Here is a 24,131-nt window from a genome sequence, read left to right on the forward strand (position 1 = left end):
AATTTATCTCCAAAACACGCAAACTTGACTGACAGAAATGCGTTTTCGGGCTACTTTCAGAAAAACAGGTCAAAAACAAAAAGATAAGAACGAGCAGTCACTTGAAAAACAAGCATGTCCTAAAACGTTAAACGGCGGCCGATTGCCTTCTGCCGTCGTTTAGCCAAACACGTTAAATCCTTCGTAAAACACGCGTCCGGCTCCACCGTTTACCCCATATGCCCAACCCTGAAACTCCGCTTCCGCACCTGCTCAAACAGTACCAGCGCCGTCTGCTCAACCTCAGTGGCTCTAACCGTTCGCTCGTCTTGCTTAAGCCGTCGGCTAGTCTGCACCTGGATTTGCACGCGCTGGACCACGCGCACAAAGGCCCTTCGTTTGAGTATATCAAAGAGTTGCTGGCGGGCAAACAGAACATCACCCTCTGTGCCGTTGCCGATGCCCGTGATGCCACCTTGGCCTCGCTCACCAAAAGCCTGAAAACCATTCAGCGGCGGGCGCACATGATTTGGGAGGAGCGCGGCGCGAAGGAGCTGTTTGTGGGCTGGCCCATGGTGGAAGGCGCGTTCCCAGACGGTACGCTGGTGCGGTGCCCTTTGCTGTTCTTTCCCGTGGAGCTGAAGGTGAATGAGAAACGCCAATGGCAACTTTCACGTCCTGAAAATGCCCCCGCTTTCTTCAACAAAAGTTTCCTGCTGGCTTACGCCCATTACCTCAACCTGAAGCCCGACGAGACACTGATGGAAGAAGATTTTGACGAATTTCCTACAGATGATTTACAATTCAGAACCAAGCTCTACGAACTGCTTCGCGATAGCAATATCGACATTAACTTTAACCAGGAACTGCTCAAAGACGCGCTCCAGCCGTTCAAAGCCTACAAACGCGAAGACCTGGAGAAAACCTGGAAGCCGGGACAACTGAAACTGCAGCCCGAGGCGGTGCTGGGCATCTTCCCGCAGGCAGGCTCTTACCAGTTGGCAGACTATGATGATTTATTGGAGAACCCGCCCGCCGCATCATTAGAAGAATTGCTTCTTCCGCAAGCGGAAATCAACCCAACGCATGCGCAGCTGGAGCAACAGCTGTTCACCGCCTTTGACGCCGATGCTTCACAGGAGGCGGCGCTGCGGCAGGTGAAGGCGGGGCAAAGCGTGGTGGTGCAGGGTCCGCCGGGCACCGGAAAATCGCAGCTTATCTGCAATCTGGTCTCTGACTACCTGGCGCGGGGCAAAAGCGTGCTGGTGGTCTGCCAGAAGCGGGCCGCGCTGGACGTGGTATATCAGCGCCTCTCCACCACCGGCCTGGACCAATTCTCTGCGCTGGTGCATGACTTGAACCTGGATCGCCCGGCCGTGTTCAGTAAAATCAGAACGCAGATTGAACAGGTAGAAGAATACAAACGGCAGAACGTGGCCTTGGGCAACATCCACGCCGAGCGGCAGTTTCTGGAAACCAGCCGCCGCATGAACCAGATCAGCGAGCGTTTGAACAGCTTGAAAGACGCGTTGTTTGACACCTCGGTCTGCGGTTGGTCGCCTAAAGAACTGTATTTGCGCAGCAATCCAAGAGCAACGCACTTGCCCGCCGAGGCCGTATTCCAGCACTTCAATGCCCAAACCTGGCCCGATTGGCGGCCGCGCCTGCTGCATTACCTGCAAGACGCGGTGCTGCTCCAGAACCTGGATTTCCCGTGGAACGAACGCCGTTCCTTCCACCACCACACCTGGACCGAGCGCCAGAAACTGACTCAATTGCTCACTGCTATTCCCGCTTCGGCGCAAGCCGTGGCCACCCAAGTGAAGGAACTGCTGCCACCCCAGGCTGAAGTCTGGGACGCGCTGCAAGCGTTGCTGCAGGAGCAGTCCACGCTTTTACAGGTGCAGGAAGCCTTGCAGGACAAAGCCGTTTCCAGGCTGTTTTTTGGAAATCTGGCCCAAACCAAAGACTTTAAAACCAGGGAGGAGCAGCTGCAGCAACTGCAGAAAGAAACGGCAGCGGCGCAGACCAAACTATCATCAGAAGAGGCCATTCAGGTAACCCAACTACTCGCGGAGCATGACCAGGCGCAGAGCGGTTTCTTTAGTAAAATCGGCTGGGGCTTCTCTTCTGCTAAAAAGAAATTATCGGCGTTCGCCGAAGGCAAAAAACTCACGGATCCAGACACGGCGGTAGAGCACCTGCGCATGGCCTTGAAGCAGTTGGAGACGCTGCAAACCCATTGGAAAACCCTTCAGGAGCAAGAGCCGTCGCTGGAAATTCCGGCAGATGTGTATGGGTCCGCCGCAACGCAGGAGTTGACGCATTTGCAACAGGCGTGGGAACTGAGAAAAATGGTACACAAACTGATGGCTTACGAGGTGCTGCCGGAGGAACTGCTGCAGCTGCGCGCCGAGCGTTTTAGGGCTGTTTTTTCTGAAACGTTGCCAAAACTCCAGGCTTTGCAGGAAAAACTTCGGGAGTGGGAACAATGGTTGACGTCTTCTCAAATTGAAGCGTTGGCCACCAGCCCCGCCGCTGCCCAGGAAATGGCGCAGAGCCTCAACGAGCATTTTGATAGAATGGTGGCCTTTGATGCGCTGGTGCAAACGTTTTCGCCGGAACTGAAAAGCTGGCTGGAAGAAGTACGTGCGGCAGTGCCTGAAAGCGTGGAGGCTCAACTGCGCGCCATTGAGAACAGCGTGCAGCTGGCCTGGCTGCAACAGCTGGAAGGCCAGAACCCCGTGCTCACCATTGTGAGCACCGGCGAACTGAAACGGTTGGAAACGGAATTACAAGAGAAAATCAAACAAAAAGCGGAATTCAGTCGCCAGATCATTCTGCTCAACCTGCGCGAGCAGACCTACAAAAACATGGAATACAACCGCCTTGGCAACCCCGTCACGTACCGGCGGCTGCTCACGCAGGTGAGCAAAAAGCGCATGCTGTACCCGCTCCGCAAGCTCAACGCCGAGTTCGGGGATGAGATTCGGCAGTTGTTGCCGTGCTGGCTGGCCTCACCGGAGACGGTATCGGCGTTGTTTCCGCTGGAGCGGATTTTTGATTTGGTCATCTTTGATGAGGCGTCGCAATGCTTCGCCGAGGTGGGCGTGCCGGCCATGGTGCGCGCCAAACAGGCCGTGATTGCCGGCGACGAGCAGCAGCTGGGGCCGTCAGATTTGTACCGCGTGCGGTTTGGCAACGAAGAAGACGAGACGGAGGAACTGCTGGTGGAATCTCTCTTGCAACTGAGCGCGCTGCACCTGCCGCAAACCCTGCTTTCTGAACATTACCGCAGCCAATACCCAGAACTCATTCAATTCTCCAACCAGAATTTTTACCGCGCCAAACTGCAACTGATTCCGAGGCTAGAGGCCATGAACGCGGCAGAACCGGCGCTTCAGTATTTGAAAGTTGACGGCGTGTGGGAAAATCAGACCAACAGGGTAGAGGCTGAGCGCGTGCGCGATTTGGTGTTCGAACTCATCGCCAAAGGCGAAACCAATGTGGGCGTCATTTCTTTCAACTTTCCGCAGCAACAGCTGGTGCAGGACTTGTTGGAAGAGCACGCGCTGGCGCAGAATGTGCCTCTGCCCGAGGAACTCATCATCAAGAACATTGAGAACATTCAGGGCGATGAGCGGCAGTACATTATCTTCTCCATCGGGTACGCGCCAGACGCGGGTGGCGTGGTGCGGGCTATGTTTGGCAGCCTGAACGCCGCCAAAGGCGAAAACCGCCTGAACGTGGCCATTACGCGCGCCATTAAGCGGGTGTACGTGGTGACCAGCCTGTGGCCCGAGCAATTCCCGGTGGAGAACGTGAAGCACCCCGGCCCCAAACTGCTGCGCGATTACCTGGCCTTCGCCAAAGAGGTGAGTGAGAATGGGTTTTCGCCCCAACCCTCGGCCCCGGCCGGTATTCCTTCGGCGCTGTTGTTGTACCCGGCGCTGCTGGAAGAGTTCGGGCAGAATAGTACAAATCTGGAAATGTCATTGGAACTTCCCTTCGCTGACCTCACTTTCCGCAACGGCAACCGCTATGAGGCCGTAGTGTTAACCGACGACGATTTGTACTATAGACGCCCTTCCGCCAAGGCTTCTCACGCTGATGTGCCCCTGCGCCTTCAGGCCCGCGGCTGGAAATACGGCGCCGTGTACAGTCGGCAGTTCTGGAGCCAGCCCCAGCAAGTCTGGCAGAGACTAACCGAACTGACCCAACACTATGAAAAGTAAATTACTGGAACTCTCCGTGGGCTGTTGCCTGCTCCTGGCCGTGGCCTGTGACAGCGGCAACGCTAAAACCGAAGACGCAACCGCCAATACTACCACCGAGCAAAAAGACGGCAAGAAGAAAAAGAAAGACAAGAACCCCGCCACCCAGGGCTTTGATGTCAACAACAACTATGATTTGCAGGAGGTAAGCAAGATGGGCAAGAAAACCGTGCCTGAAAGCTCCGGACTGGAAGCCTCCTCTGATGGCAATTTCTGGACCCACCCAGACGCCGGCAATGACGCGGTTTTGTACAAAATCAACCAGTCTGGTGAGCTGCTGGAGACCATGAACGTGCAGGGCGGCAAAAACAATGACTGGGAAGACATCGCCCGCGGCGAAGACGGTTTCCTGTACCTGGGCGACATGGGCAACAACGAGAACACCCGCAAAGACCTCCAGATTGTGAAGGTAGACGAGAAGGCCAAAAAAGTGGTGGGCACCATCCCGTTCAAGTACGCCGACCAAACTGAGTTTCCGCCGGCCAAAGACAACCTGAACTTTGACGTGGAAGGATTCCTCATGCACGGCAACAACTTCTACCTCTTCACCAAGAACCGCGGCAAAGGCGACTGGGTGAAACTCTACAAAGTGGCCAACCAACCCGGCCAGCAGCAGACGGTGCAGCCATTAGACAGCGTACAAATCACCACCAAAATCACCGCGGCAGATATTTCGCCTAACGGCCGTACCATTGCCCTACTGGGAGAAGGCTGGGTGTACCTGTTTGAAGCCGACAGCCCTGACAACGCGTTCAAAGGCAAGAAAGAGCAGATCCCATTAGGAAAAACCGGCCAGGCCGAAGGGTTGGTGTTTGTGAATGACACCGACATGATGATTTCTAACGAGAAAGGCACGCTGTACATGTTGAGCCTGAAGAAGTAGGGACCTCACCCCCGGCCCCTCTCCCGTGGAGAGGGGAGAGCGTACATGCGTTTTCGGGCTGTTTTAGCTAAAACAGGCCGAAAACGGAAATATCATTTAGCCCTTACAGGTTGCAAAAACCTGCGAGGGCTTTTTATTTAACCTTGTTTTCCCCTTTCAGCTGTTTTTAGGCTGTTTTTGAGAAAACAGCCTAAAAACAGGAATTCCTCCAAATCGTTTTCAAATTAACTTCTTAAACTAAGGTCTTTTCAAGTGAGTTCTTCCTCAGCCTTTTACATTAGCACTGCCACATTATAATTTGAACAAATCACAAGGCTAGGGAAAATCAAATAAAAATTTTGCAACTAAATAGTTGCGCGTATATTTGCAACCACTTGGTAGCGTAATGAATGAGAATGGAAACAAGAAGAGATGTATTTCAAGCCATCGCCGACCCCACCCGGCGGGCTATTATCATGCTGTTGGCAGTTAGCGCCATGACCCCCAATGCCTTGGCTGAACACTTTAACAGCAGCAGGCAGGCGGTTTCTAAGCATCTCCAGGTTTTGACGGAATGTGAAGTCTTGACCCAGGAGCAAAAAGGCCGGGAAATTCATTACCACCTAAACTCAACCAAAATGAAAGAGATTGAGAAGTGGCTGGAACAGTTCAAGCAACTGCTCTCCAAGCGGTTTGACCAACTAGATGATGTTTTGACCAAACTTAAAACAAATAAAAAATGAACAAGGCAATTCTTTTCAATTTTGAGGTGGAGAAGGAAAACAACCTCATCAAAGTAGAACGGAGCTTTCAGGCACCCAAAGACTTGGTGTGGGCCGCCTGGACAGAGGCCGACATTCTGGACCAATGGTGGGCTCCTAAACCTTGGCAGGCCGTGACCAAAGCCATGGACTTTACTGAAGGTGGCCGTTGGCATTACTACATGCAGGGTCCGGAAGGTGAGCGGCACTGGTGTCTGTTTGAGTACAAGCAAATTCAACCGCAGGTTTTCTATGCGGGTATAGATGCTTTCTGTGATGAGAATGCCGTTTTACACCCGTCCATGCCCAGAGTAACCTGGAAAAACACGTTCACGGCAAAAGGTGACAGCACGGTGGTGCATGTGCGCATGCAATTTGAGAAACTGGAAGATTTGGAAACCATCATTCAAATGGGCTTCAAAGAAGGCTTCACCGCCGGGCTGGAGAACCTTGACCAATACATTGCTGCCCAGTTTTACCTGCGCAAGCAAAACAAACCCAACCACAAAGCAAGAGTTACCAACTATATCAACTTGCCGGGTACTACAGAAGAAGCGTTCAACTTTTACAAATCGGTTTTCAAGACTGAGTTTGTGAACGGCATCAAGAGATTCGGGGAAATACCTACCGCCCCTGGCCAGCCACCCGTAGCAGAAGAAATAAAGAGAATGGTCCTGCACGTGGAGTTACCGTTGTTAGGGGACTATGTGTTGATGGGAACAGATGCACCTAAAGAAATGGGTTTTACACTTTCTAAAGGAAACAACATGCACATAAGCCTAGAACCAGAATCTATGGAGGAGGCTACCAGGCTTTTCAATGAGTTGTCAAAAGAAGGTGAAATTGAAATGCCGTTACAGGAAATGTTCTACGGCGCGTATTATGCCGGTTTCACAGACAAGTATGGCATTAACTGGATGATTAATTACCAAAACAACTAGCGCTTTTCACCATGAAACAGAAACTTCTAACCGGTCTTTCCCTGCTGTTCGGGTTGCTGCTCATCAACGGCGGCCTCAACAAGTTCTTTAACTACATGCCCGTTCCGGAGAACCTGCCCGAGGAACTGGTGAAAGACTCCACCGCCCTAATGGAAATTGCCTGGTTAATGCCCTTAATTGGCTTCGCCGAAGTGCTGGGCGGCATTCTCATTATCTTCCCCAAAACCAGGGCGCTAGGCGCTTTGGTGATTTTCCCGGTCATGGTGGGCGTGCTGCTTACCCATCTTTTGGTGGAGCCCACCGGGTTACCCATTGCCTTGGTCATCTGGGCTATCCTGCTCTGGATTATCTATGAAAACCGGAAGAAATACTTGCCCATGGTCAGCTAAAGGTTTTCAACTGCCAGACCTTTCTATTTTAGTTGAGACAAAGAATCTGTTTGAGATTTCTGGGAAGGTTCTGCTGGCGTAAGCCGCTGCCGGTGCCTGCGTTTTGGAGCTGTTTTCAGAAAAATAGCCCAGAAACAGTAGGTCTAGCTGACATTTGTTCATAAACCAATACGTGCGTCTGAGGCAATTATAAATTTGAGAATCTTATCGAAATTTGAGAACCTTATTAAAACAAAAATCCCCGCTGAACCTCAGCGGGGATTTTGTTTTAGTCAGAAGACTTTGGCAGCCTAGTCTAATTCTTCTCTGGAAGAAGACCCGCCGCGCGAAGAATTTCCGCCGCGGTTGCGGTTGCCGTAGTCATCATTGTCATTATAGGAATCCCGGCCGTAGGCCGAATTGTTCTCGTAGCCAGAGCCACCGCCGCCGTAGCTGGAGCGGTTGTCACCCATGCCAGAAGAGCCGTAGCCCCCGCGGGAGCCCATGTCATTGCTAGACGAGCCGTACCCGCTGGAAGAGCCGTAGCTGCTTCCGCCCTGGCCGTAGCCGCCCATGCCGTAATCACGGCTCTGGTTGCCGTAGCCGCCGCCGGTCATAGAACCGCCGTGGCCGTGGTCACGGCCGCCGTTGTGGGAACCGGTGCCCGATGATTGGTAGCCGCCTCTGGAGCCCATGTCATTGCCCATGTTGCCGTAGTTGGAACCTCCAAAGTTTCCGCTGCCAGAACCGCCGTAGTTGCTTCCGCCTTGCGAGCCGTAGCCATTGTTTGAACTGCGTGACCCGAAGTCACCGCCCTGGGCGTTGTAGGTGCTGTAACCGCCGCGGTCACCGTAGTTTCCGCCGCTCATAGCGCCGTAGCCGCTGCTGTCGCCGCCACGGTTGCTACCGCCGCGCGAGCTGCCTTGCCATTCTTCATTGCCGCCCATTGATGAGCCATAACCGCCTCTGGAGCCCATGCTACCGGAACCATAGTTGCTTCCGCCGCCCTGTGAACCTGAGCCACCGTAGCCGCCCTGGCCATAGTTAGAGCCGCCTTGGTTTTGGGTGCTGTAGCGGTTTCCGCCTTGGCTGTAGCCGCCGTCAAAGTCTGAATTGCCGTCATAGCCGCCCTGGGAGCCTCGGCGCGAGCCGTACTCTTCCCCGTAAGAACCGCCGCGCGACCCCATGTTGCCATACGAGCTGCTGTCCTGGTTGCTGTAGCCCTGGCTGTACCCGCCGTGGCTGCGGCCGTGGTCGTTGCCGTGCATGCCGTAGCCGCTTTCAGAGCCGTAGCCCATCTGGTTGCCGTAATAGCCGCTGCCGCCGTAGTTAGAGTAGCCGCCGCGGTCAGATTCTGAACGGCTGGAGTTTCCGGCGTAGCCCCCCTGGGAGCTCATACCGTACGGGTTGCTGCCCATGTTAGAGCCGTAACCGCCGCGGTAGCCCATGTCTGATGAGCCGCCGTAGTTGCTTTGACCAGAATTGCTGTTGCCCATGGAGCCATACCCCTGACCGTAGTTGGAGCCGCTGCCGGAGCTGCCTTGGGAGCCGTAGTTAGAGCTTCCGCCCTGAGAGCCGTAGCGGTTGCTTTGGTCATCATGGTTGTTCCAGGAGTTTCCGCCGCCAAAGCTGCCGGCGCCCATGCCCCCAAAGTTGCCGCCGTACGTGCCGCCCATGCTGCCGTAGCTGCCCTGGCCGCCGTAGTTGCCGCCCTGTGAGCCAGAGCCGGAACCGTAGCTGGAGCCACCGTAGTTGCTGCCGCCGCCCTGTGAGCCTGAGTTGCCGTAACCGCCCTGGCCGTAGTTAGAGCCACCGCCCATGTTGGAGCCGTAGCCGCCGCGGGAGCCCATGTCATTGTCCTGGTTTCCGTAACCGCCCTGGCCGCCGTTAAAGTTGCCGCCGCCGCTCATGCCGCTCATAGAAGAGCTGCCCTGGTTGCCCAGGTCGCCGCCCTGTGAGCCGCCGTAGCCCATGCCGCTTCCCATGGAGGCAGACGAGCCCGCCATGGAGTTGCTCTCCTGGTCAGAAGAGCCGGTGCTGGCTGAGGTTGATTTCCCAGACGCTCTTCCGCCTGTTTTTGAGGTAGAGGCACCGGCTTTGGGGGTTGATGATTTGCTGGTGCTGCTTTTCTTAGAAGAAGAGTCAGCGCCTGTGGTGGAGGTGGCGCTTTTCTTAGAGCCGGTGCTGTTGGTGGTACCGCCGGCAGCCGCCGACCCTGAAGTGCCAGAGCCCATGCTGGAAGTTGTACCGGAGATGCCAGAGGCGCTCACCCCAGAGAGGGAGGCGTCTGAGTTAGAGCTTTTACCAGAAGTACCGCCGGTGCCGCCGCTTGAGGCGCTGGTGCCGGTGGTTCCTGAAGAGGATGCAGATGCGTTAGTACCCGTGTTTCCGTTTGAACCAGAAGAGGAGCCAAGATTATTACTTTGCTGATCTTTTTGATTGTCTTTCATAGTGATTCTCCTTAGTTAATGGTTATAGAATGGTTTTGGGTAAGCAGATATTTGCCTGGGAGCCAAAAACAGATGTCCTTGCTCAGGGGCAAGTGTTAATACTATACGAGTGCGAATGCGCATGGTTAAATCCCAGTGGCTGAATTTTAATTTGTTAGGGAGAACTCTCCTTTTCCTGAATCTTTCTTACCTAAAAGCCATGAGTTGCCCCTGTGGGGCGAAGAAAATCAAGAGTTGTGAAGTGAATTTTATAAGAAAAGTCAGAAACAGCGGTTTTCTGTTTTAGGGCTGTTTTCTCAAAAACAAGCCTAAAACAGAACCAGATTGCCCCGCGAATGGCAGACGGCTTTACAAAAGGTCATAAAGCAGAAAACGTCTGCCCACGGGGATTACCCGTTCAGGGGAGAACCTCTTTGCCCACACGGTAATTCAGGCCCAAAAGCGCTGTGAGCATTTACAGGTATAAGTTAAAGCAGAAAATAATCTCCGGGGAAAAGGGCAGCGGGCAGGTGGTTTCAGGGAGTGGTTGGGGCCGCCGCCTTGCCTCCTGCGCCAGAACTAGCAAGCGTACGGAGAACCTGCGGGTGTCTGCCGCAACGGCAGGCGTTGTCTTGGCAGCTTCTATGGCTACGCCTTCTTTTAGGCCGAATAGGTTGAGCATATCATCTCCCTGCGCGTCTTGGGGCTACACTCCCGCACCCTAAAAGAGAAGCCCTGCCCCGGTATGGAGAACCGGGCAGGGCTTCTGCGTTTCTGGCCTGTTTTTAAGAAATCAGCCCTAAAACGCACGTCTGTATACGGGTGGTGAGGAACTCTGCCATTCCCAGTCAGGTAGGCGACTGCTGGATATTTTCTTTGGCTTCATTCAGGAGTTCTTCCGCGTCTTCGGCCTCTTCTTGATCGGGTTCCGGAACCTCGTGCTCGTCTGCCTCCAGCGGCTCATAGTTCAGCCTAATGAAGATGGGGAAGTGGTCAGACCCGAAGAACCCCAGACATTTCATTCTAATGAGCCGGAAAGCGGGGTCATAAAAGATATGGTCAAGCGAGTACCGGAAAAAAGGCACAAACGCATTGTACGTGTTGTAGAAGCCCCGGCCTATGCGGGGGTCCAGCAGCCCGCTGATTTTCCGGAAGAGGTTGGTGGTATATGACCAGGCCACGTCATTCAAGTCGCCGGCCACTATGCTGGGGTACGGGGAGTCTTTGGCCATCTTGGCGACGGTTAAGAGCTCTACCTCCCGGGTATCTGTGTCTTTGTTCAGGTGGGGGGGCTGCGGGTGTACGGTAAACAGGTCAAACTTCTTGCCCGTGGGCAACTCCACCACCGTGTAAAAAGAAGGAATGCCTTCCTCTACCAGGTACCGCACCTCAGTATGGTTCAACTTGAACTTGCTGAAGAACATCATGCCGTACGTGTTTTCCAGCGGTTTTTTGATGCAGTACGGGTAGCGTTCATCTAGTTCGGCAATGGCGTCTGCCCAGGCTTGGTTGGGTTCGTTGATGAGCAGCATGTCCGGGTCTGTCTCACGCACCACCTTCAGGAACTTCTTGTAGCGGGTGTTAGACATGCGCACATTGGAAATCATAAAACCGAAGGAGTTCTTGGGTGCTTTTATCTTGGAGCGCAACGCCTGAACCCGCACCAATGGCGTGAATTTGTAAATGTGCACCAACTCAATGATAGCGGCAGCCACCAGCATGGCGGCAAAAACTTTCTGCGGGCCATGGCCGAGGCCGTAAAGCCACTCATACACCACCAGCACCGACACGGCCAGCACTGCCACCTGCACCCGGGGGAAATCCAGCATTCTGACCCACCATTGCGTGGTTTTGATGAGGGGCAGCAAAGAAGCCAGAATGGCAAAGCATCCTAGAATCTCCAGGGTCAGTTTCATAGGCGATGGTGGTTCTGTTATCGGTACAAATACTGAAAAAACAGATTAGGGTTTCCTGTGTAGAAGACCCTACGGCAGAAAGTGGGGAAAGGGCACAAAAAAAGCGTTTCTGGCCTGTTTTTTAAAAACAGGCCAGAAACGCTTAGATATGCGAAAGACCGTTATTGGGCTACTTTCTCAACTCTTACCCCCACAGACATGATGCCCGGCAGCGGGTCCTGGCGCATGTACTGGTTGAGCTTGAGCCGGTACGTACCGGCTTGCCTGAACTTGACATTTTTAAGCGCCCTGAACTGGTGGTCAAAGATGTCTCCCGCGCCGCTGCCCAGGGGCTCACCCGTTTTAGGGTCCATGAGGTACATCTCATGCAGATAGGAGTTTAGCAGCTCTCCGTTTGGGGCCGTAAGGTAATGGCGCAGGTACAGGTTGTAAAACGGGTAATGCACGGCGTTGCGAACATTGAAATACACGTTGTACCGCTGGGTGGTGTCTGTGATCTCAAACGCATACACCGGGGCCAGGTTCACAGGCCACTGGTTCTCCGGTAGGTCCTGATTCTCTTCAAACACCCGGTTGGTGTCACAGCCGGCCAGGAGCAGCACCAGGGCAAAAAGGCCGGAAACGCGCATTAAAAGTTTTCTCATGAGGCGTCTGCGTTTGGAGTAGGGCCTGCATTGTCTGCCTTGCCGCCGTTAGGCTTACGGTTGCGGTTGTTGCGGCCGCGGTTGCGCCTGTTGCGCTGTTCTCCCTCTGGTTTGGGGCCACGCTCTGCCTGCAGCGCGGCCATCACGGCCGGAAGGCCGGCGGCGGGTGCGTCAGCGGTGGGCTGAGGACGGTTTTGCGGCGGGCGCTGGCCTTGCGGTCTTTCACCGCGCGGCGCACGGTTGTTCTGGCCGCCTTCGCGGGGTGGCTGCTGCTCCCGGGGTGCACGGTTCTGCTCCCGCTCCGGCCTCGGTTTTGCCTGCGGTTGCTGGCCTTTGGGTTGCCCCTGCGGCGGCTGCTGCGGTTCCCGCTCTGGGCGGGGTTTGTTTTCGGCGCTGCCGGAAGGCCTGGCGTTGCCGCGCTCCGGCCGTTGCCTTGGCTGACTGGCGTTAGGCAACCCAGACGGACGGTCTTTGCGTGCTTCTGGGGTAGGGGCGGCCTGAGCCAGCCCTTCTGCGGCGGCTGGGGCGTGGCCGCCTGCTGCGCCTGCTGCGCCCTTGTTCTTTTTCTTGTTGCGTTTCTTCTTATTCTTGAACTGTTCGTCCAGGCGGTCAAGGTTGCCTTCCAGCGACTCAACAAAGTCTACCACCTCTTCCTGCTGCTTTTTCACCTCTTCGGCTAAATTTTCAGGCATGTCACCGGCGGCGTTCATTTTCAGGACCTCGTGCACGCGCTCAACCGCAACCGGAAACCAGTTGCTGTCACCTTTGTAGCCAAACCACATGATGCGCCGGAAGATGTCTGTCTTCTGCAAATAGGCGTCACCGGCTTTGGTCTGCAAAGGGCGGTTCACGGTAGGGATGTCTTTGAGCGCCTCCATGTACGTTTCCAGCTCATAGTTGAGGCAGCACTTGAGGCGCCCGCACTGGCCAGACAATTTGCTGGGGTTCAATGACAGGTTCTGGTAGCGTGCAGCCGTAGTGGAGACGCTTCTGAAATCTGTAAGCCAGGTAGAGCAGCAGAGTTCGCGCCCGCAGGAGCCAATGCCGCCCAGCCTGCCGGCCTCATGCCGTAGGCTGATCTGCCGCATCTCAATGCGCACTTTAAACTCCTCGGCCAGCTTTTTGATCAGCTCCCTGAAGTCAACCCGGTCATCTGCCGAGTAAAAGAAGGTGGCTTTGGTTTTGTCTGCCTGGTACTCCACATCAGAAAGCTTCATTTTAAGCTGGAGCTCCTGCACAATGGCGCGGGCGCGGTACATGGTGGCAGATTCCTGGTCACGGGCCGCGTTGAACTTCTCCATGTCCTTCTCAGTGGCCACGCGGTAGATGCTCCTGATCTCGTCATTGTTCTGCACCTTCTTCTTGTTCATCTGCAGACGCACCAGCTCCCCTTTCAGGGACACGTGGCCAATGTGGTGGCCGTTGGGCACGTCTACCACCACGGGGTCACCGGTAATGAGGGGCAGCCGGTTCACGTTCCGGAAAAATTCTTTACGGCCCCCTTTGAACCGGATCTCCACTATATCAAACTCCTTGAAAGACACGGGTATCTCCATGTCTGAGAGCCAATCAAATACATTTAACCGGTTACAGCCTCCCGTGCTGCAACCGCCGTTGCTTTTGCAGCCGGCCACCACTTCGCTGCCATCGGCTGCGGTGGTTTTGGTGCTGCATCCGCCACTAGAACATGAACTACATCCCACGGGTAAATTCCTTTATATCTATAATTCTTGTTTTCACAAATAACAGGTGACGCAGGCAGACAAGTCCATCGGCTACGCCGATGATCAAAAATGCCACGCTTGTAAATCAGCGCGTTGTAACGGTAGAACCGTAGAAATAGGCTGCTACCTGCAGGTTGGGGTTGTTTGCCTGAGACCCTAATTAACAAATATAATAACTTAATTTGAATAGGCAGGCACTTATCAACAGGCTGTTTTTGACCTGTTTTCTGAAAAGCAGGTCAAAAACAGCCTGCTCCTATAAAGAAAAAGGAGCGCCAAAGCGCTCCTTTTTTAGTGACTGAAAGCTTGGGGTCAGGGTTTCAAGACCACTTTCACGCAGTTGTCTTCCTTCTTTTTGAAGATGTCATAGCCGTGGGCCGCATCTGCCAGCGGGAGGGTGTGGGTGATAATATCTTCCAGCTTTACTTTACCGTCTACCACCAGTTGCATGAGGTGGTCAATGTAGTACTGGACCGGTGCCTGCGTACCCATCAAGGTTACGCCTTTGTCAAACCAGCGGTGAATGGGGAAGTTGTCAAACGGGGAGCCGTACACGCCCACCACGCTCACCACACCCGCCCTGCGCACCGCCCGCAGGCAGGCTTCCAGAATTTTGGGGGTGCCTTTCTCCAGGTTGATGACTGCTTTGGCTTTCTCCAGCAGGTTGCGGTCAGCTTCCATGCCTACGGCGTCTATGCAGACATCTGCCCCGCGGCCCTCAGTGATGCTTCTGATGTACTCCACCACCTGGTCTTCACTTTCCCAGAGCAGCGTCTCTGCGTTGGCTGACCGTTGGGCCATTTCCAGCCGGTACGGTTGAATGTCTATGCTGATGACCCTGCCGGCGCCCATGAGCCAGGCAGATTTAGCCGCCATGATGCCCACGGGGCCCGCCCCAAAGATAGCCACGGTTTCCCCGCCCCTGATCCGGCCCCAGTCAGCGGCCGCCCAACCGGTGGGGAAGATGTCTGTCAGAAACAGGACCTGCTCGTCTGTGAGGCCTTCTGGCACTTTTCTGGGGCCGAAGTCTGAGTATGGCACGCGCACATATTCGGCCTGGCCACCGTTAATGCCCCCGTAAAGGTCTGTGTAGCCAAAGAGGGCGGCGCCTTTCTCACTCATCAACCCACCGTCTGGGCCGTATTTGTCATTTGAGTTTTCACACTGGGTGGGCCAGCTGTTGTTACAGAAAAAGCAGTGGCCGCAGGCAATAGGGAACGGTACCACCACGCGGTCGCCTTTCTTGAGGTTGGTCACCCCGGGCCCCACTTCCTCTACAATGCCCATGAACTCATGGCCCAGCACCATGTCATTCATTTGGGGGACAAAGCCGTCATAAATATGCAGGTCTGAGCCGCAGATGGCCGTAGAGGTTACTTTGATGATGGCATCACGGGGTTCTTCAATGATGGGGTCTGGAACGGTGTCAACACTGACATCGCCAATTTTGTGGAAGACAAGTGCTTTCATTTTGTGTGTCGGTTAGGTAAAAGTCTGACCCTCAAGGTGTGTCAGTACATAGGCTAAACGGGTTTTTACGTACTTAGTTGCCCGTGGGGCAGTAGAACTACTGAGTTGGAAAAAGAGGAGTAATTTTGTTATTTAGACTTCCCCTAGCCCGCTTTCACAACTATGACCTTTTCTTTTGCTGATTCTGCCACCGTGCCGCAACTGTGCACCCTGTTCAACACGGCTTTTTCTGACTATGTGTTGCCTTTGGTGCTGACAGAGGCGGTGATGGAAATGAAACTGACCCGTGATGGCACCCACCTCCACCTTTCGCCGCTGGCGCTGAATGAAGAAAAGGAGCCGGTAGGTTTTATCCTGAACGCCCTGGGCGAATGGCGGGGCAGGAAAACCGCCTATAACGGAGGAACGGGCGTAGTACCCCACGGCAGAGGCCACGCCTTGACAGAGCGCATGTACCAGTTCTGTATACCGCGGTTGCGGGAGCAGGGCGCTGAGCAGTGCCTGCTGGAGGTGATTCAGGAGAACAAGCGGGCGCTGGCCATTTACCGGCGGCTGGGCTTTGCGATACAACGTACCTTCAGGTGCTTCAGGCTGGAAAAAGAGCTGTTGTCCTGGCACGCCCATTTGCCCCACGGGGTGACACTGCATAAGGTGGCCGGGCCCAACTGGCCCCGCTACCAGACCTTCTGGGAGATTGAACCCAGTTGGCAGCACCACGTGGCGGCCATTGGCCGAAGTGGCCACTATGTGCAGGTGGTAGAGGCGCGCCTGCAGTACGAGTGTGTGGGGTACGGGGTTGTCTACCCTTTAACTGGCGCTATTGCCCACCTGGCGGTGGCCCCTGCGTGGCGCGGGAAAGGCATTGGGCAGGCACTTTGTCAGAAACTGGTAGAGATGGTCAGCGCACCCGCGGTCACGGTGGTGAATGTAGATGCGCACGGTACCAGTCTGTTGAATTTTGTGCAGGGGCGCGGAATGCAGGAGACCCTGGGGCAGTATGAGATGGTGTTGGATATATGATCTGCCATGATACCTTTGCCCAATTCATCTAATAGACAAGTTTTTACTTTCTGATATGACCACGAACGCCAAAAGTTGGGGTATTTCCATTTTCGCCACCATTGTGACAATAGTGCTGTGCCTGGTTTTTACCAGAGTGTTTAAGGTGGAGAGCTTTGTTTTCAGCTGGGGTCTGAACTTTCTGCTCATGGGGTGGTACACAGTGGTGATTACACTGCTTAAACCAGATTTGGACTGGTCTTACTTTCAACAAAAGACCTTTGAAAAGGAAGGCCGGTGGTATAAATATTTGGGCCTGCATCTGTACCGGAAACTGCTGGTGGCAGTAGGGTGGGAGAAGATCAGCAAGCAGAATAATCCGGTGAAGAAAGAGCCGGCGTGTCTACAGACATGTGAGCGGAATACCCGCATCTCTGAGCTGGGACATCTGATCATTGCCGTAATTGTCTTCGCTATTGCTGTTTTTTTTACTTCCTCTGTCACAGAAAGCAAATGGCTAATCATTTTGAACGTGCTCCTCAATATATATCCCATCTTACTGCAGCGGTACAACCGGCCCAGGTACAGGAAAATTCTGCAAAGAATGGAGGCACGTCAGCATGATCAGGAATTGGAGAGGCTGTTGAAGTAGAGTAGTATCCTGTTTTGGAGCTGTTTTCAGAAAAACAGGCTAAAAACAGGAGCTGAAAAGGAGATAAAAAAAGCGCTCGGCAGTGGTTAACACTGCCGAGCGCTTTTTTGTAAAGTAGGGAAAGCTTAGCCTCTGCGGGAGCCGCTCTTCTTGCCCATTTGCCAGGCCACCACGGCCGCCACCAGAAAGGCGCCAATGGCGGCTTTCTGGATAAGCCCTGAGCGGTCATGTTTTAAATCAGCGTTCATGCCTTTCTCTGCGAAGATGTTGGGCACTTTGCCGTCTTTGAAGTCTTCAATGATGCCTTCCACCACATTAATGCGGTCTGCCAGCAGCATGGGCAGCCAGCGGCGGTACTGGTTCTCTGTATGTTTGAATGCGAAACGGCGCAGCACGCCGCTCAACCCGCTGGGGGGCACCGCCGTCCCGAAGACCGCGCTCACGTTGGGCCTTTCTGTGGAGTGGTGCACCTCAATGTTGATGGGCTGCTGCGTGGGCCTTTGCCAGTTGTAGCCGCCGTGGTCATCTGCAGAGCGTTTGCGCATGGGGTACGTGGGGTCATTCTTGGGGTCGGCGTCTATGCCCCAGCCAATGATATGGGAATAATTATTTGCTAATGTTTCCATGAGGGTGTTGCGTTAGATTCTGGCGGTTGATGGAATAAGTACCGGTTTGATGCAGTTGTCCAGCTTCTGGGAGAAGATGCGGTAGCCTTCTGAGACTTCCTCCAGCGGAATGCGGTGCGTGATCAGGCCTTTAGGGTTCAGCACCCCGTTCTGCACGTGCTCTATCAATCTTGGCAGCAGGCGCTTTACAGAGGCTTGGTTAGCCCTGATGGTAATGCCTTTGTTCACCACGTTGCCAATGGGCACCAGGTTGTCAGTGGGGCCATACACGCCTACAATGGAGACAATACCGCCCTTTTTCACTGAGTTAATGGCCCAGTGCAAGGCAGTGGCTGAACCCGCTTGCAGGAACAGCTTTCTACCGGTAATGGTTTGCATGGCATTGCCGGCGGCCTCAGCGCCTACGGCGTCAATGCAGACATCAGCCCCCATCCAGTCAGTGGTTTCTTTCACAAACTGCACCACGTCACCCATCTCCCTGAAGTTGTAGGCTTCGCACTGCGCGTAGTTTTTGGCAAATTCCAGGCGGTATTCCACTTCGTCAATGATAATGACGCGGCCGGCACCAAAGAGCCAGGAGCAGCGGGCGGCCATGATCCCTACCGGACCGGCCCCAAACACCACCACGGTGTCTCCGGGCTGTATCCCGCCCATTTCGGCGGCCTGGTAGCCGGTGGGCACCACGTCTGTCAGGAGCACCGCATCATCTGGGTCCATTCCCTCTGGGATCACCGTGGGGCCCACGTTGGCGTAAGGCACGCGGGCGTACTCGGCCTGGCCGCCGTTGTAGCCCCCGGCGGTGTGCGAGTACCCAAAGATACCGCCCACGGCCGTGGCCTGCGGGTTGGACTCATGGCAGTTGCCGTACAGTTCCTGCTTGCAGAAAACACACTGGCCACAGGCTATGTTGAACGGCACCAGCACGTGGTCGCCTACTTTTATTTTGGTTACCTCAGGGCCCACTTCCTCTACAATGCCGGTGAACTCATGCCCAAACGTGGTGCCTACGCGGGTGTCTGGCACGGAGCCGTTGTACAGGTGCAAATCTGAGCCACAGATACAAGACCGGGTCACCCGCACAATGGCATCTTGCGGATGTTCGATTTTTGGCATTGGTTTTTCATCTATTCTGACCCGCAGGGGGCCTCGGTAATTCATTGCTCGCATACTATTTTCCTTTGGGGTTAAGGTGAGACATCAACGCGTTTGAAACTTGGTTAATTGGGACTTACCCGGTTTTGCCTCCGGAGCCGTCTATTAGATTACTTATATGCGGGATTTTAGTTGCAAATGCGCAGTAACCGGCAAAACCGGAGGGCGGGTACGCAGGGTAAACAGGAACATGCCCCACCGGTGAAGCGGGCTGGGGCGGGCGGTTCTGTTTCTGGCCTGTTTTTGCGAAATCAGGCCCAAACCAGCGGGTAGCTAAGGGAGAGGGTGTTTCAAGGTTGCCTTTGGGCCGAGACGGAGCATAGCCTGAACGTGCCGGTACGCTTCTATGGTCTTGGCGGCACTGCTAGGGGGCCTAACAACGCCTTGGCAGGACCCCATGCTGCCCTTGCCCTTCATCATTGAAACGTTTATTCATGCGCTGGAGCCTTACTGACTTTAACCAGGCTACTTTTCTATCTTTGACTTGAAAAAGAACCGGAAATGCAGAACACCCACCAAAGCCCCAGTCCTGTGATCAGGAGCCTGAAAGAGGCAGACAATGAACCCCTGGCCGCATTAATCAGAGCCGTTTTCAGGGAATTTAAGATTGACCGCCCCGGCACTGTCTATACAGACCCCACCACAGACAAGCTGTACCAGCTGTTCCAAACCCCGGGCAGGGCGTATCTGGTGGCCCAGGAAGGAGACGAACTTATTGGTGGCTGTGGCCTGTACCCTACAGAGGGGCTCCCTCACGGCTGCGCCGAACTGGTGAAGTTCTACCTTGCCCCGGCCAGCCGGGGCCAAGGCGTTGGGTTCCAACTGTTGCAGAAGACTTTGGTTCTGGCAAAGCAGCTGGGGTACCGACAGCTGTATCTGGAGTCTTTTCCAGAGTTGGCAAAGGCGGTGCGTCTGTATGAAAAAGTGGGATTCAAGCACATCCCGCACGCGCTGGGCAATTCCGGCCACTTTGCCTGCACCATCTGGATGGTGAAGGAGTTGGCGTAGGGGAGGTTTCTGTTTTCGGGCTGTTTTACTGAAAACAGCTTGAAAACAGGATGTTCCAGAACCATGGGCGCAGCAATTTCATTTGGTAACAACTCAAAAAAGGCTACTTTTAAAGTAACCATTTTACCCTGTATGCACACCACCAACTACTACAACACCTTCATTGAAGTAGCCGAAGATTGTCCCGTAGCCACTGCTGAGATGCCGCCCCAGAAGGGCGATGCCAAAACCGTGGCCAACCTGCAGTTTGAAATGCTGAACGGGAAGCCTTATCAATTCACGTCAGATGAGGTTTTGTTTAGCGTTTTCGCGGCTAAGAACGAGGTGCCTGAAGAAGAACTGGACGCAGAAAGGCAGAAGTTTTTCTCTAAGGGGCAGGCCTGTTTCAGGGCATTGCCGCTCACCAAGCGCTACGGCTGGGGCGTGCATGCCAATGAAGAGGGAAGGATCGCTTTGGTGCCGCTAGGCTCAGGAGAATATGAAACGCTGGTGGGTGATGGACGTTTGAAAGTGGTGAAGGCGATGCGGTCAAAGAAGGGGTGATTCCAAAGTGAGGAGGTATGTTTATAACTTAGTTGGGCGTAATATTAAATAAAATAAATAGAAGGGTTACTTTAACTGCATTATTGATTCTACTGATTACATTTCAAGTTAAGGCTAAAAATTATAAAGTTGTTGGTGTCTTCTTTTACTTATTGGGAAATGCAGCAATTAGTGACACATCTTTAATTTATTTAAACTTTTCTTTTATATTCTTAAAAATTTTATGACCGCAATGGTGCCGCCCGCAAAGGATTTCGCAGGGCTTTTTAGTATTTGACATTTGTTAATTTTTTGCGGGTTCATTGGGTTGTTATTCTTTTGGCCAATTCTAGACTTGTCAAAGAACAACTTTTATTACGATGAAAGGTTAAAGTATTCCTAATGGGAGTTTTGTTGATTATTTTAAATGAATTTGCAATCTTCTTATTAATATTTAAACAACTATATACTTGTATTTTAGATTTGTTTAATGGAAAATAAAATTAAAATTAATCCATCCAATGGTCTCATGTAAAATAAATTATTTGTTATGCATATACAGTTAACAAATGGTAAAGGAATAATAAAAATAGGGCTATCTGAGGTAGGGAGTTATTTTGAATTTGAAAAGCCAACTTCTGTAGTCTGGCTTGGAGGAGGCCATGGTACAACTGCTTACTTTATTAGTTTATTACCTTATGATGAAAAAAATAGGAATGAGAAATCACAAATAATTGATAAAGCGACTAATCTTGATTTTACTGATAAGGAGGATGAAGCACTTGAAATCATTAGGCCATTATTCGACCTATTTGAGAATGGCAATTATGAAATTACTTTTTCAAACTCTGAAAATAAGAATTTCTTTCTTGATGATTATATGCTTAAAATATGGGATTGGCATTTAGAAATATTTAATGCAACTGATGTTTTACAAGCAGATGAATTAATAAGTGATTATAAAGATTTCAAAAGGGATAAAAAGAGATCCGAAAGAATTATTTGTAATAATATTTTAGAATTTACCACTTATGGGTTCTATGATGGGATGCATTTAGCTTTAGTTGCAACTCAGCCATTAGAATCAATTGATTCCGAAAGAGTCCAATACTATAAAAATATCATTAGCTCTGGGCGAAGACCATTTGCAATAATTATTAACAAGTATTGCGAAATTACAGAAGAAGCTGTTTGTGGGACAGTAGATAAGAGTTTTAATTCTCACCATTACGTTCTGGATGGACATCACAAGTTGTTGGCTTACCAACAATTACGGATACATCCTCCTATTTTATATATAAAAGCAATTGTAGATAAGGATGAGTTGTATTTTAGCTATGATAAATTAAAAGAACAATTATTTTCTTGGCAGTACGAACATATTTCTGGAAATAAGAATGAAATAAATACAACCACCAAAAATAACTTGCCACAAGCGGGGCATACATGGTGGCAGAATCTTTTTCGCATCTTATTTAGGTACTTTTAGATTGCAAATTCTATAATTTTAAATCCGCCTCTGGCAAGCCCAGTACGTTGAGTAAGCAAAACTAAAAATAACTTCGCTTTCCTGTTTTCGGGCTGTTTTCAGGAAAACAGCCCAAAAACAGAAGCTACTTCCCCAGCCACTCCTTGAAGGCATGCGCGCGCTCGTTGCTGATGATGATCTCTTTGTCTGTAGCTGGTTTCACATATACTTTGAGGCGGCCCTTGAGGTACGGGTGAATCTCATCAATGGAATGGATGTGGGCAATGAACTGGCGGTTGAGGCGGCTGAACTGCTCCGGGTCCAGCAGCTCCTGCAGGGTGTCTAAGGTGTAGTCAGTGATGAAGCGCTGGCCGGCGGTGGTGATCAGGAAGACAATCTTGTCTTCGGCGTAGAAATAGGCGATTTCCTCAGTAGAGATGGACCTGATCTTCTGGCCGCTCTTCACCAGGAACCGGTTTTTGTAATGCGGGGTCTCGGGCTGGTTGTTACGGTTCAGCAACGCCATGATCTGGTGCATGTCCAGGGCGGGTGGGGCCGGCTGGCTCTGCCGCAGGCGCTTGAACTTCTCCATGGCCGCCGCCAGATCTTCATTGCTGATGGGTTTGAGCAGGTAGTCTATGCTGTTGACCTTGAACGCCTTTACCGCATACTCATCATACGCGGTGGTGAAGATAATGGGGCATTGCACCTCTACCTTCTGGAAAATCTCAAAACTGTTGCCGTCTGACAGGTGAATGTCCAGAAACGCCAAATCTGGGGCGGGGTTATTCTCAAACCAGCGCACCGCGTTCCTGATAGAGTCTATGGTGTCTAAAACTCTGATGCGGGGGTCATAGCGCAGGAGCTGGGCCTCCAGTTTCTCTGAGGCCAGGTATTCGTCTTCAATCAGGAGAATGTTCATGGGAGCAGGTCTAAGGTTTGCTTTTGCGCGGCAAACGGGTGTAACAAGAACCGGGCTTACTATGAAGCTGTTTAGAATTTTTGTAACTGGGAGGCAAAGGCAGTCAGATAAGGTTTTCACCAGCCAGTGGTTCTGTTTTTGGGCTGTTTTCTGAAAAACAGCCCAAAAACAGAAACTAGAAACTTTGCCAAATGCCTTTCTATCTAAACTCTAAACAGCTTCTATCTTTCTCTGCCATAGCGCTGCTATGCTGTTAAAAAAATGTATAGCCAGAACCTTTCGCCCCAGGTTTGGCATGCAAGAGCTACATTGATGCATGCGCTTAGGCGGCGTTGCTAAGGAGCGGTAATTTAGCAATGAAATTGTCTGCGGTCACCTCAACGCCCACTTTTTTGTCTGTGATGAACTTGTAGCGGTTGATGATGTTCTTGAGGCCCACGCCGGTAGACTCCTCCCGGCTTTCGCGCAATTGCAGATTGTTTTTGATGATGATGTAATCGCCTTCCACAAACACGTCAATGTAGAGGGGCTCATCACGGCTCACAATGTTGTGCTTGATGGCGTTCTCCATGAGCAGCTGCATGGTGAGCGGGGCCACCTGGTGGTTCTGCAGTTCTTCAGGCACGTTAATGTCTACGCGCAGGTTCTCCCGGAACCGGATCTTGAGCAGGAACAGGTAGGAATAGATGAAGTCCAGCTCAGTGAACAGCGGCACCAGCTCCTTGTCTTTGTTCTCCAGCACGTAGCGGTACACCTTTGAGAGCTGTTCCACAAACTTGGCAGCCATGTCCTGGTCCTTGTAAATGAGTGAAGACAGCGCATTGAGGCTGTTGAACAGGAAGTGCGGGTTCACCTGCTGCTTCAATGACTCAAACTGCACCTTGATGGTCTCTTTCTTGAGTTTCTCAGACTGCACCAGGTAGCGGTGCCACTGGTTGTAAAAATAAATACCGGACCGGATGAAGTGCACAAACAGCAGAATGATGGAGCCGAACACAAACACCTCTTTCACGTCCCGTATGGTCTCGGCGTCTGTGAAGTTGTAGGAGCCCACCTGCCCCAGAATGAGCCTGGGAATGATCTGGAAGAGCACCATCACCAGCAGGATATAAGACTGTACCGCAATCCATTCATAGACAAACCGCCTGAGGCCAAACTCCCGCCAGTCATACTTCTTGCTCAGGCGCTTGGCAATGCGCCGGGTGCCCTCCAGAATCACATTCACCATGACTGAGTTGTAGAGCAGCCGGAACACGTCATCCCCTTCAAAATCCTTCAGGCCGGTGCGGTGAATGAAAAAGAAGGTCCAGAAGATAAGAAAGGCTATGCCGGTGTTGGTGCTGTACCGCACCAGTTTCTTGTGTTTAAAATGAAAGGGTCTTTTCATATAGAAGGTTGGGTGAGTCAACCTGAA

General features: G+C 52.5%; 20 protein-coding genes. 11 read left to right on the plus strand and 9 right to left on the minus strand.

The window, feature by feature from the left end; translation table 11 throughout:
* Positions 1-218: 218 nt before the first annotated feature.
* From FHS90_RS07680 to FHS90_RS07700, 5 genes are all read left to right on the plus strand, one after another.
* Positions 219-4,214 carry an AAA domain-containing protein gene (locus FHS90_RS07680; RefSeq protein WP_182512592.1) on the plus strand — a complete coding sequence of 1,332 codons (3,996 nt, stop codon included), beginning with the start codon at positions 219-221 and terminating at the stop codon, positions 4,212-4,214.
* The gene (locus FHS90_RS07685) at positions 4,204-5,136 is read left to right on the plus strand and encodes a YjiK family protein (protein WP_182512593.1); all 933 of its coding nucleotides are present in this window, start codon (positions 4,204-4,206) and stop codon (positions 5,134-5,136) included. The genes FHS90_RS07680 and FHS90_RS07685 overlap by 11 nt, the downstream gene beginning before the upstream one ends.
* 395 nt (positions 5,137-5,531) lie before the next feature.
* Entirely contained in the window at positions 5,532-5,858 is a 327-nt protein-coding gene (locus FHS90_RS07690; RefSeq protein WP_182512594.1) for an ArsR/SmtB family transcription factor, read from the plus strand.
* Positions 5,855-6,817, plus strand: a complete 963-nt coding sequence (locus FHS90_RS07695; protein WP_182512595.1) for an SRPBCC domain-containing protein — start codon at positions 5,855-5,857, stop codon at positions 6,815-6,817. Before FHS90_RS07690 ends, FHS90_RS07695 begins: the two co-directional genes overlap by 4 nt.
* Before the next feature lie 11 nt (positions 6,818-6,828).
* Complete coding sequence (locus FHS90_RS07700; RefSeq protein WP_182512596.1) at positions 6,829-7,206, plus strand: DoxX family protein; 378 nt, start codon at positions 6,829-6,831, stop codon at positions 7,204-7,206.
* Positions 7,207-7,496: 290 nt separating this feature from the next.
* Here the strand turns inward: FHS90_RS07700 and FHS90_RS07705 are convergent, their stop codons facing one another.
* The gene (locus FHS90_RS07705; RefSeq protein ID WP_182512597.1) at positions 7,497-9,191 is read right to left on the minus strand and encodes a hypothetical protein; all 1,695 of its coding nucleotides are present in this window, start codon (positions 9,189-9,191) and stop codon (positions 7,497-7,499) included.
* On the opposite strand from FHS90_RS07705, the gene FHS90_RS07710 reads away from it, so the two are divergent.
* Positions 9,157-9,615 (plus strand): hypothetical protein, encoded by a 459-nt coding sequence (locus FHS90_RS07710; RefSeq protein WP_182512598.1) that lies wholly within the window; start codon positions 9,157-9,159, stop codon positions 9,613-9,615. The genes FHS90_RS07705 and FHS90_RS07710 overlap by 35 nt on opposite strands.
* 847 nt (positions 9,616-10,462) lie before the next feature.
* Here FHS90_RS07710 and FHS90_RS07715 read toward each other — a convergent pair.
* The 4 genes from FHS90_RS07715 to FHS90_RS07730 form a co-directional block, all read right to left on the minus strand.
* Positions 10,463-11,530: an endonuclease/exonuclease/phosphatase family protein gene (locus FHS90_RS07715; protein WP_066830152.1), complete on the minus strand. Its 1,068-nt coding sequence runs from the start codon at positions 11,528-11,530 to the stop codon at positions 10,463-10,465.
* A 161-nt stretch (positions 11,531-11,691) separates the two neighbouring features.
* Positions 11,692-12,174 (minus strand): gliding motility lipoprotein GldH, encoded by a 483-nt coding sequence (locus tag FHS90_RS07720; protein ID WP_182512599.1) that lies wholly within the window; start codon positions 12,172-12,174, stop codon positions 11,692-11,694.
* Positions 12,171-13,877, minus strand: coding sequence for a PSP1 domain-containing protein (locus FHS90_RS07725; RefSeq protein ID WP_343049630.1), 1,707 nt, complete (start codon positions 13,875-13,877; stop codon positions 12,171-12,173). The genes FHS90_RS07720 and FHS90_RS07725 overlap by 4 nt, the downstream gene beginning before the upstream one ends.
* Positions 13,878-14,210: 333 nt before the next feature.
* On the minus strand, positions 14,211-15,368 hold the full coding sequence (locus FHS90_RS07730; RefSeq protein WP_066830157.1) for a zinc-dependent alcohol dehydrogenase: 1,158 nt from the start codon (positions 15,366-15,368) through the stop codon (positions 14,211-14,213).
* A gap of 162 nt (positions 15,369-15,530) precedes the next feature.
* Here FHS90_RS07730 and FHS90_RS07735 point away from each other — a divergent pair, with 162 nt between their 5' ends.
* Both FHS90_RS07735 and FHS90_RS07740 read left to right on the plus strand, forming a co-directional pair.
* Positions 15,531-16,388 carry a GNAT family N-acetyltransferase gene (locus FHS90_RS07735; RefSeq protein ID WP_182512600.1) on the plus strand — a complete coding sequence of 286 codons (858 nt, stop codon included), beginning with the start codon at positions 15,531-15,533 and terminating at the stop codon, positions 16,386-16,388.
* A 55-nt stretch (positions 16,389-16,443) separates the two neighbouring features.
* Entirely contained in the window at positions 16,444-17,019 is a 576-nt protein-coding gene (locus FHS90_RS07740) for a glycosyl-4,4'-diaponeurosporenoate acyltransferase CrtO family protein (RefSeq protein ID WP_182512601.1), read from the plus strand.
* 125 nt (positions 17,020-17,144) lie between these two features.
* On the opposite strand, the gene FHS90_RS07745 is transcribed toward FHS90_RS07740, so the two are convergent.
* The gene (locus tag FHS90_RS07745; protein ID WP_182512602.1) at positions 17,145-17,645 is read right to left on the minus strand and encodes a hypothetical protein; all 501 of its coding nucleotides are present in this window, start codon (positions 17,643-17,645) and stop codon (positions 17,145-17,147) included.
* A 12-nt stretch (positions 17,646-17,657) separates the two neighbouring features.
* A complete protein-coding gene (locus FHS90_RS07750) occupies positions 17,658-18,812 on the minus strand; it encodes a zinc-dependent alcohol dehydrogenase (protein ID WP_182512603.1) in 1,155 nt (384 codons plus the stop codon).
* 486 nt (positions 18,813-19,298) lie between these two features.
* Between FHS90_RS07750 and FHS90_RS07755 the strand changes: the two genes are divergently transcribed.
* The 3 genes from FHS90_RS07755 (at position 19,299) to FHS90_RS07765 (ending at position 21,816) form a co-directional block, all read left to right on the plus strand.
* Positions 19,299-19,805: a GNAT family N-acetyltransferase gene (locus FHS90_RS07755; RefSeq protein WP_182512604.1), complete on the plus strand. Its 507-nt coding sequence runs from the start codon at positions 19,299-19,301 to the stop codon at positions 19,803-19,805.
* Between the two features lie 63 nt (positions 19,806-19,868).
* Positions 19,869-20,348, plus strand: coding sequence for a DUF6157 family protein (locus FHS90_RS07760; protein WP_246386758.1), 480 nt, complete (start codon positions 19,869-19,871; stop codon positions 20,346-20,348).
* Positions 20,349-20,877: 529 nt separating this feature from the next.
* Complete coding sequence (locus FHS90_RS07765) at positions 20,878-21,816, plus strand: hypothetical protein (RefSeq protein WP_182512605.1); 939 nt, start codon at positions 20,878-20,880, stop codon at positions 21,814-21,816.
* A gap of 124 nt (positions 21,817-21,940) precedes the next feature.
* Here FHS90_RS07765 and FHS90_RS07770 read toward each other — a convergent pair whose 3' ends face one another.
* Together FHS90_RS07770 and FHS90_RS07775 are read right to left on the minus strand one after the other, a co-directional pair.
* A complete protein-coding gene (locus FHS90_RS07770; RefSeq protein WP_182512606.1) occupies positions 21,941-22,717 on the minus strand; it encodes a LytR/AlgR family response regulator transcription factor in 777 nt (258 codons plus the stop codon).
* Positions 22,718-23,039: 322 nt separating this feature from the next.
* Positions 23,040-24,104 (minus strand): sensor histidine kinase, encoded by a 1,065-nt coding sequence (locus FHS90_RS07775; protein ID WP_066830179.1) that lies wholly within the window; start codon positions 24,102-24,104, stop codon positions 23,040-23,042.
* Between the last annotated feature and the right edge of the window lie 27 nt (positions 24,105-24,131).

It is taken from the genome of Rufibacter ruber (genome assembly GCF_014138425.1).
GTDB lineage: Bacteria > Bacteroidota > Bacteroidia > Cytophagales > Hymenobacteraceae > Nibribacter > Nibribacter ruber_C.

Coding starts and splice junctions, on each gene's coding strand:
- FHS90_RS07680 (WP_182512592.1), top strand. CDS start 219: ATGCCCAACCCTGAAACTCCGCTTCCGCACCTGCTCAAACAGTACCAG.
- FHS90_RS07685 (WP_182512593.1), top strand. CDS start 4,204: ATGAAAAGTAAATTACTGGAACTCTCCGTGGGCTGTTGCCTGCTCCTG.
- FHS90_RS07690 (WP_182512594.1), top strand. CDS start 5,532: ATGGAAACAAGAAGAGATGTATTTCAAGCCATCGCCGACCCCACCCGG.
- FHS90_RS07695 (WP_182512595.1), top strand. CDS start 5,855: ATGAACAAGGCAATTCTTTTCAATTTTGAGGTGGAGAAGGAAAACAAC.
- FHS90_RS07700 (WP_182512596.1), top strand. CDS start 6,829: ATGAAACAGAAACTTCTAACCGGTCTTTCCCTGCTGTTCGGGTTGCTG.
- FHS90_RS07710 (WP_182512598.1), top strand. CDS start 9,157: ATGCCGCTTCCCATGGAGGCAGACGAGCCCGCCATGGAGTTGCTCTCC.
- FHS90_RS07705 (WP_182512597.1), bottom strand. CDS start 9,191: ATGGCGGGCTCGTCTGCCTCCATGGGAAGCGGCATGGGCTACGGCGGC.
- FHS90_RS07715 (WP_066830152.1), bottom strand. CDS start 11,530: ATGAAACTGACCCTGGAGATTCTAGGATGCTTTGCCATTCTGGCTTCT.
- FHS90_RS07720 (WP_182512599.1), bottom strand. CDS start 12,174: ATGAGAAAACTTTTAATGCGCGTTTCCGGCCTTTTTGCCCTGGTGCTG.
- FHS90_RS07730 (WP_066830157.1), bottom strand. CDS start 15,368: ATGAAAGCACTTGTCTTCCACAAAATTGGCGATGTCAGTGTTGACACC.
- FHS90_RS07735 (WP_182512600.1), top strand. CDS start 15,531: ATGACCTTTTCTTTTGCTGATTCTGCCACCGTGCCGCAACTGTGCACC.
- FHS90_RS07740 (WP_182512601.1), top strand. CDS start 16,444: ATGACCACGAACGCCAAAAGTTGGGGTATTTCCATTTTCGCCACCATT.
- FHS90_RS07745 (WP_182512602.1), bottom strand. CDS start 17,645: ATGGAAACATTAGCAAATAATTATTCCCATATCATTGGCTGGGGCATA.
- FHS90_RS07750 (WP_182512603.1), bottom strand. CDS start 18,812: ATGCGAGCAATGAATTACCGAGGCCCCCTGCGGGTCAGAATAGATGAA.
- FHS90_RS07755 (WP_182512604.1), top strand. CDS start 19,299: ATGCAGAACACCCACCAAAGCCCCAGTCCTGTGATCAGGAGCCTGAAA.
- FHS90_RS07760 (WP_246386758.1), top strand. CDS start 19,869: ATGGGCGCAGCAATTTCATTTGGTAACAACTCAAAAAAGGCTACTTTT.
- FHS90_RS07765 (WP_182512605.1), top strand. CDS start 20,878: ATGCATATACAGTTAACAAATGGTAAAGGAATAATAAAAATAGGGCTA.
- FHS90_RS07770 (WP_182512606.1), bottom strand. CDS start 22,717: ATGAACATTCTCCTGATTGAAGACGAATACCTGGCCTCAGAGAAACTG.
- FHS90_RS07775 (WP_066830179.1), bottom strand. CDS start 24,104: ATGAAAAGACCCTTTCATTTTAAACACAAGAAACTGGTGCGGTACAGC.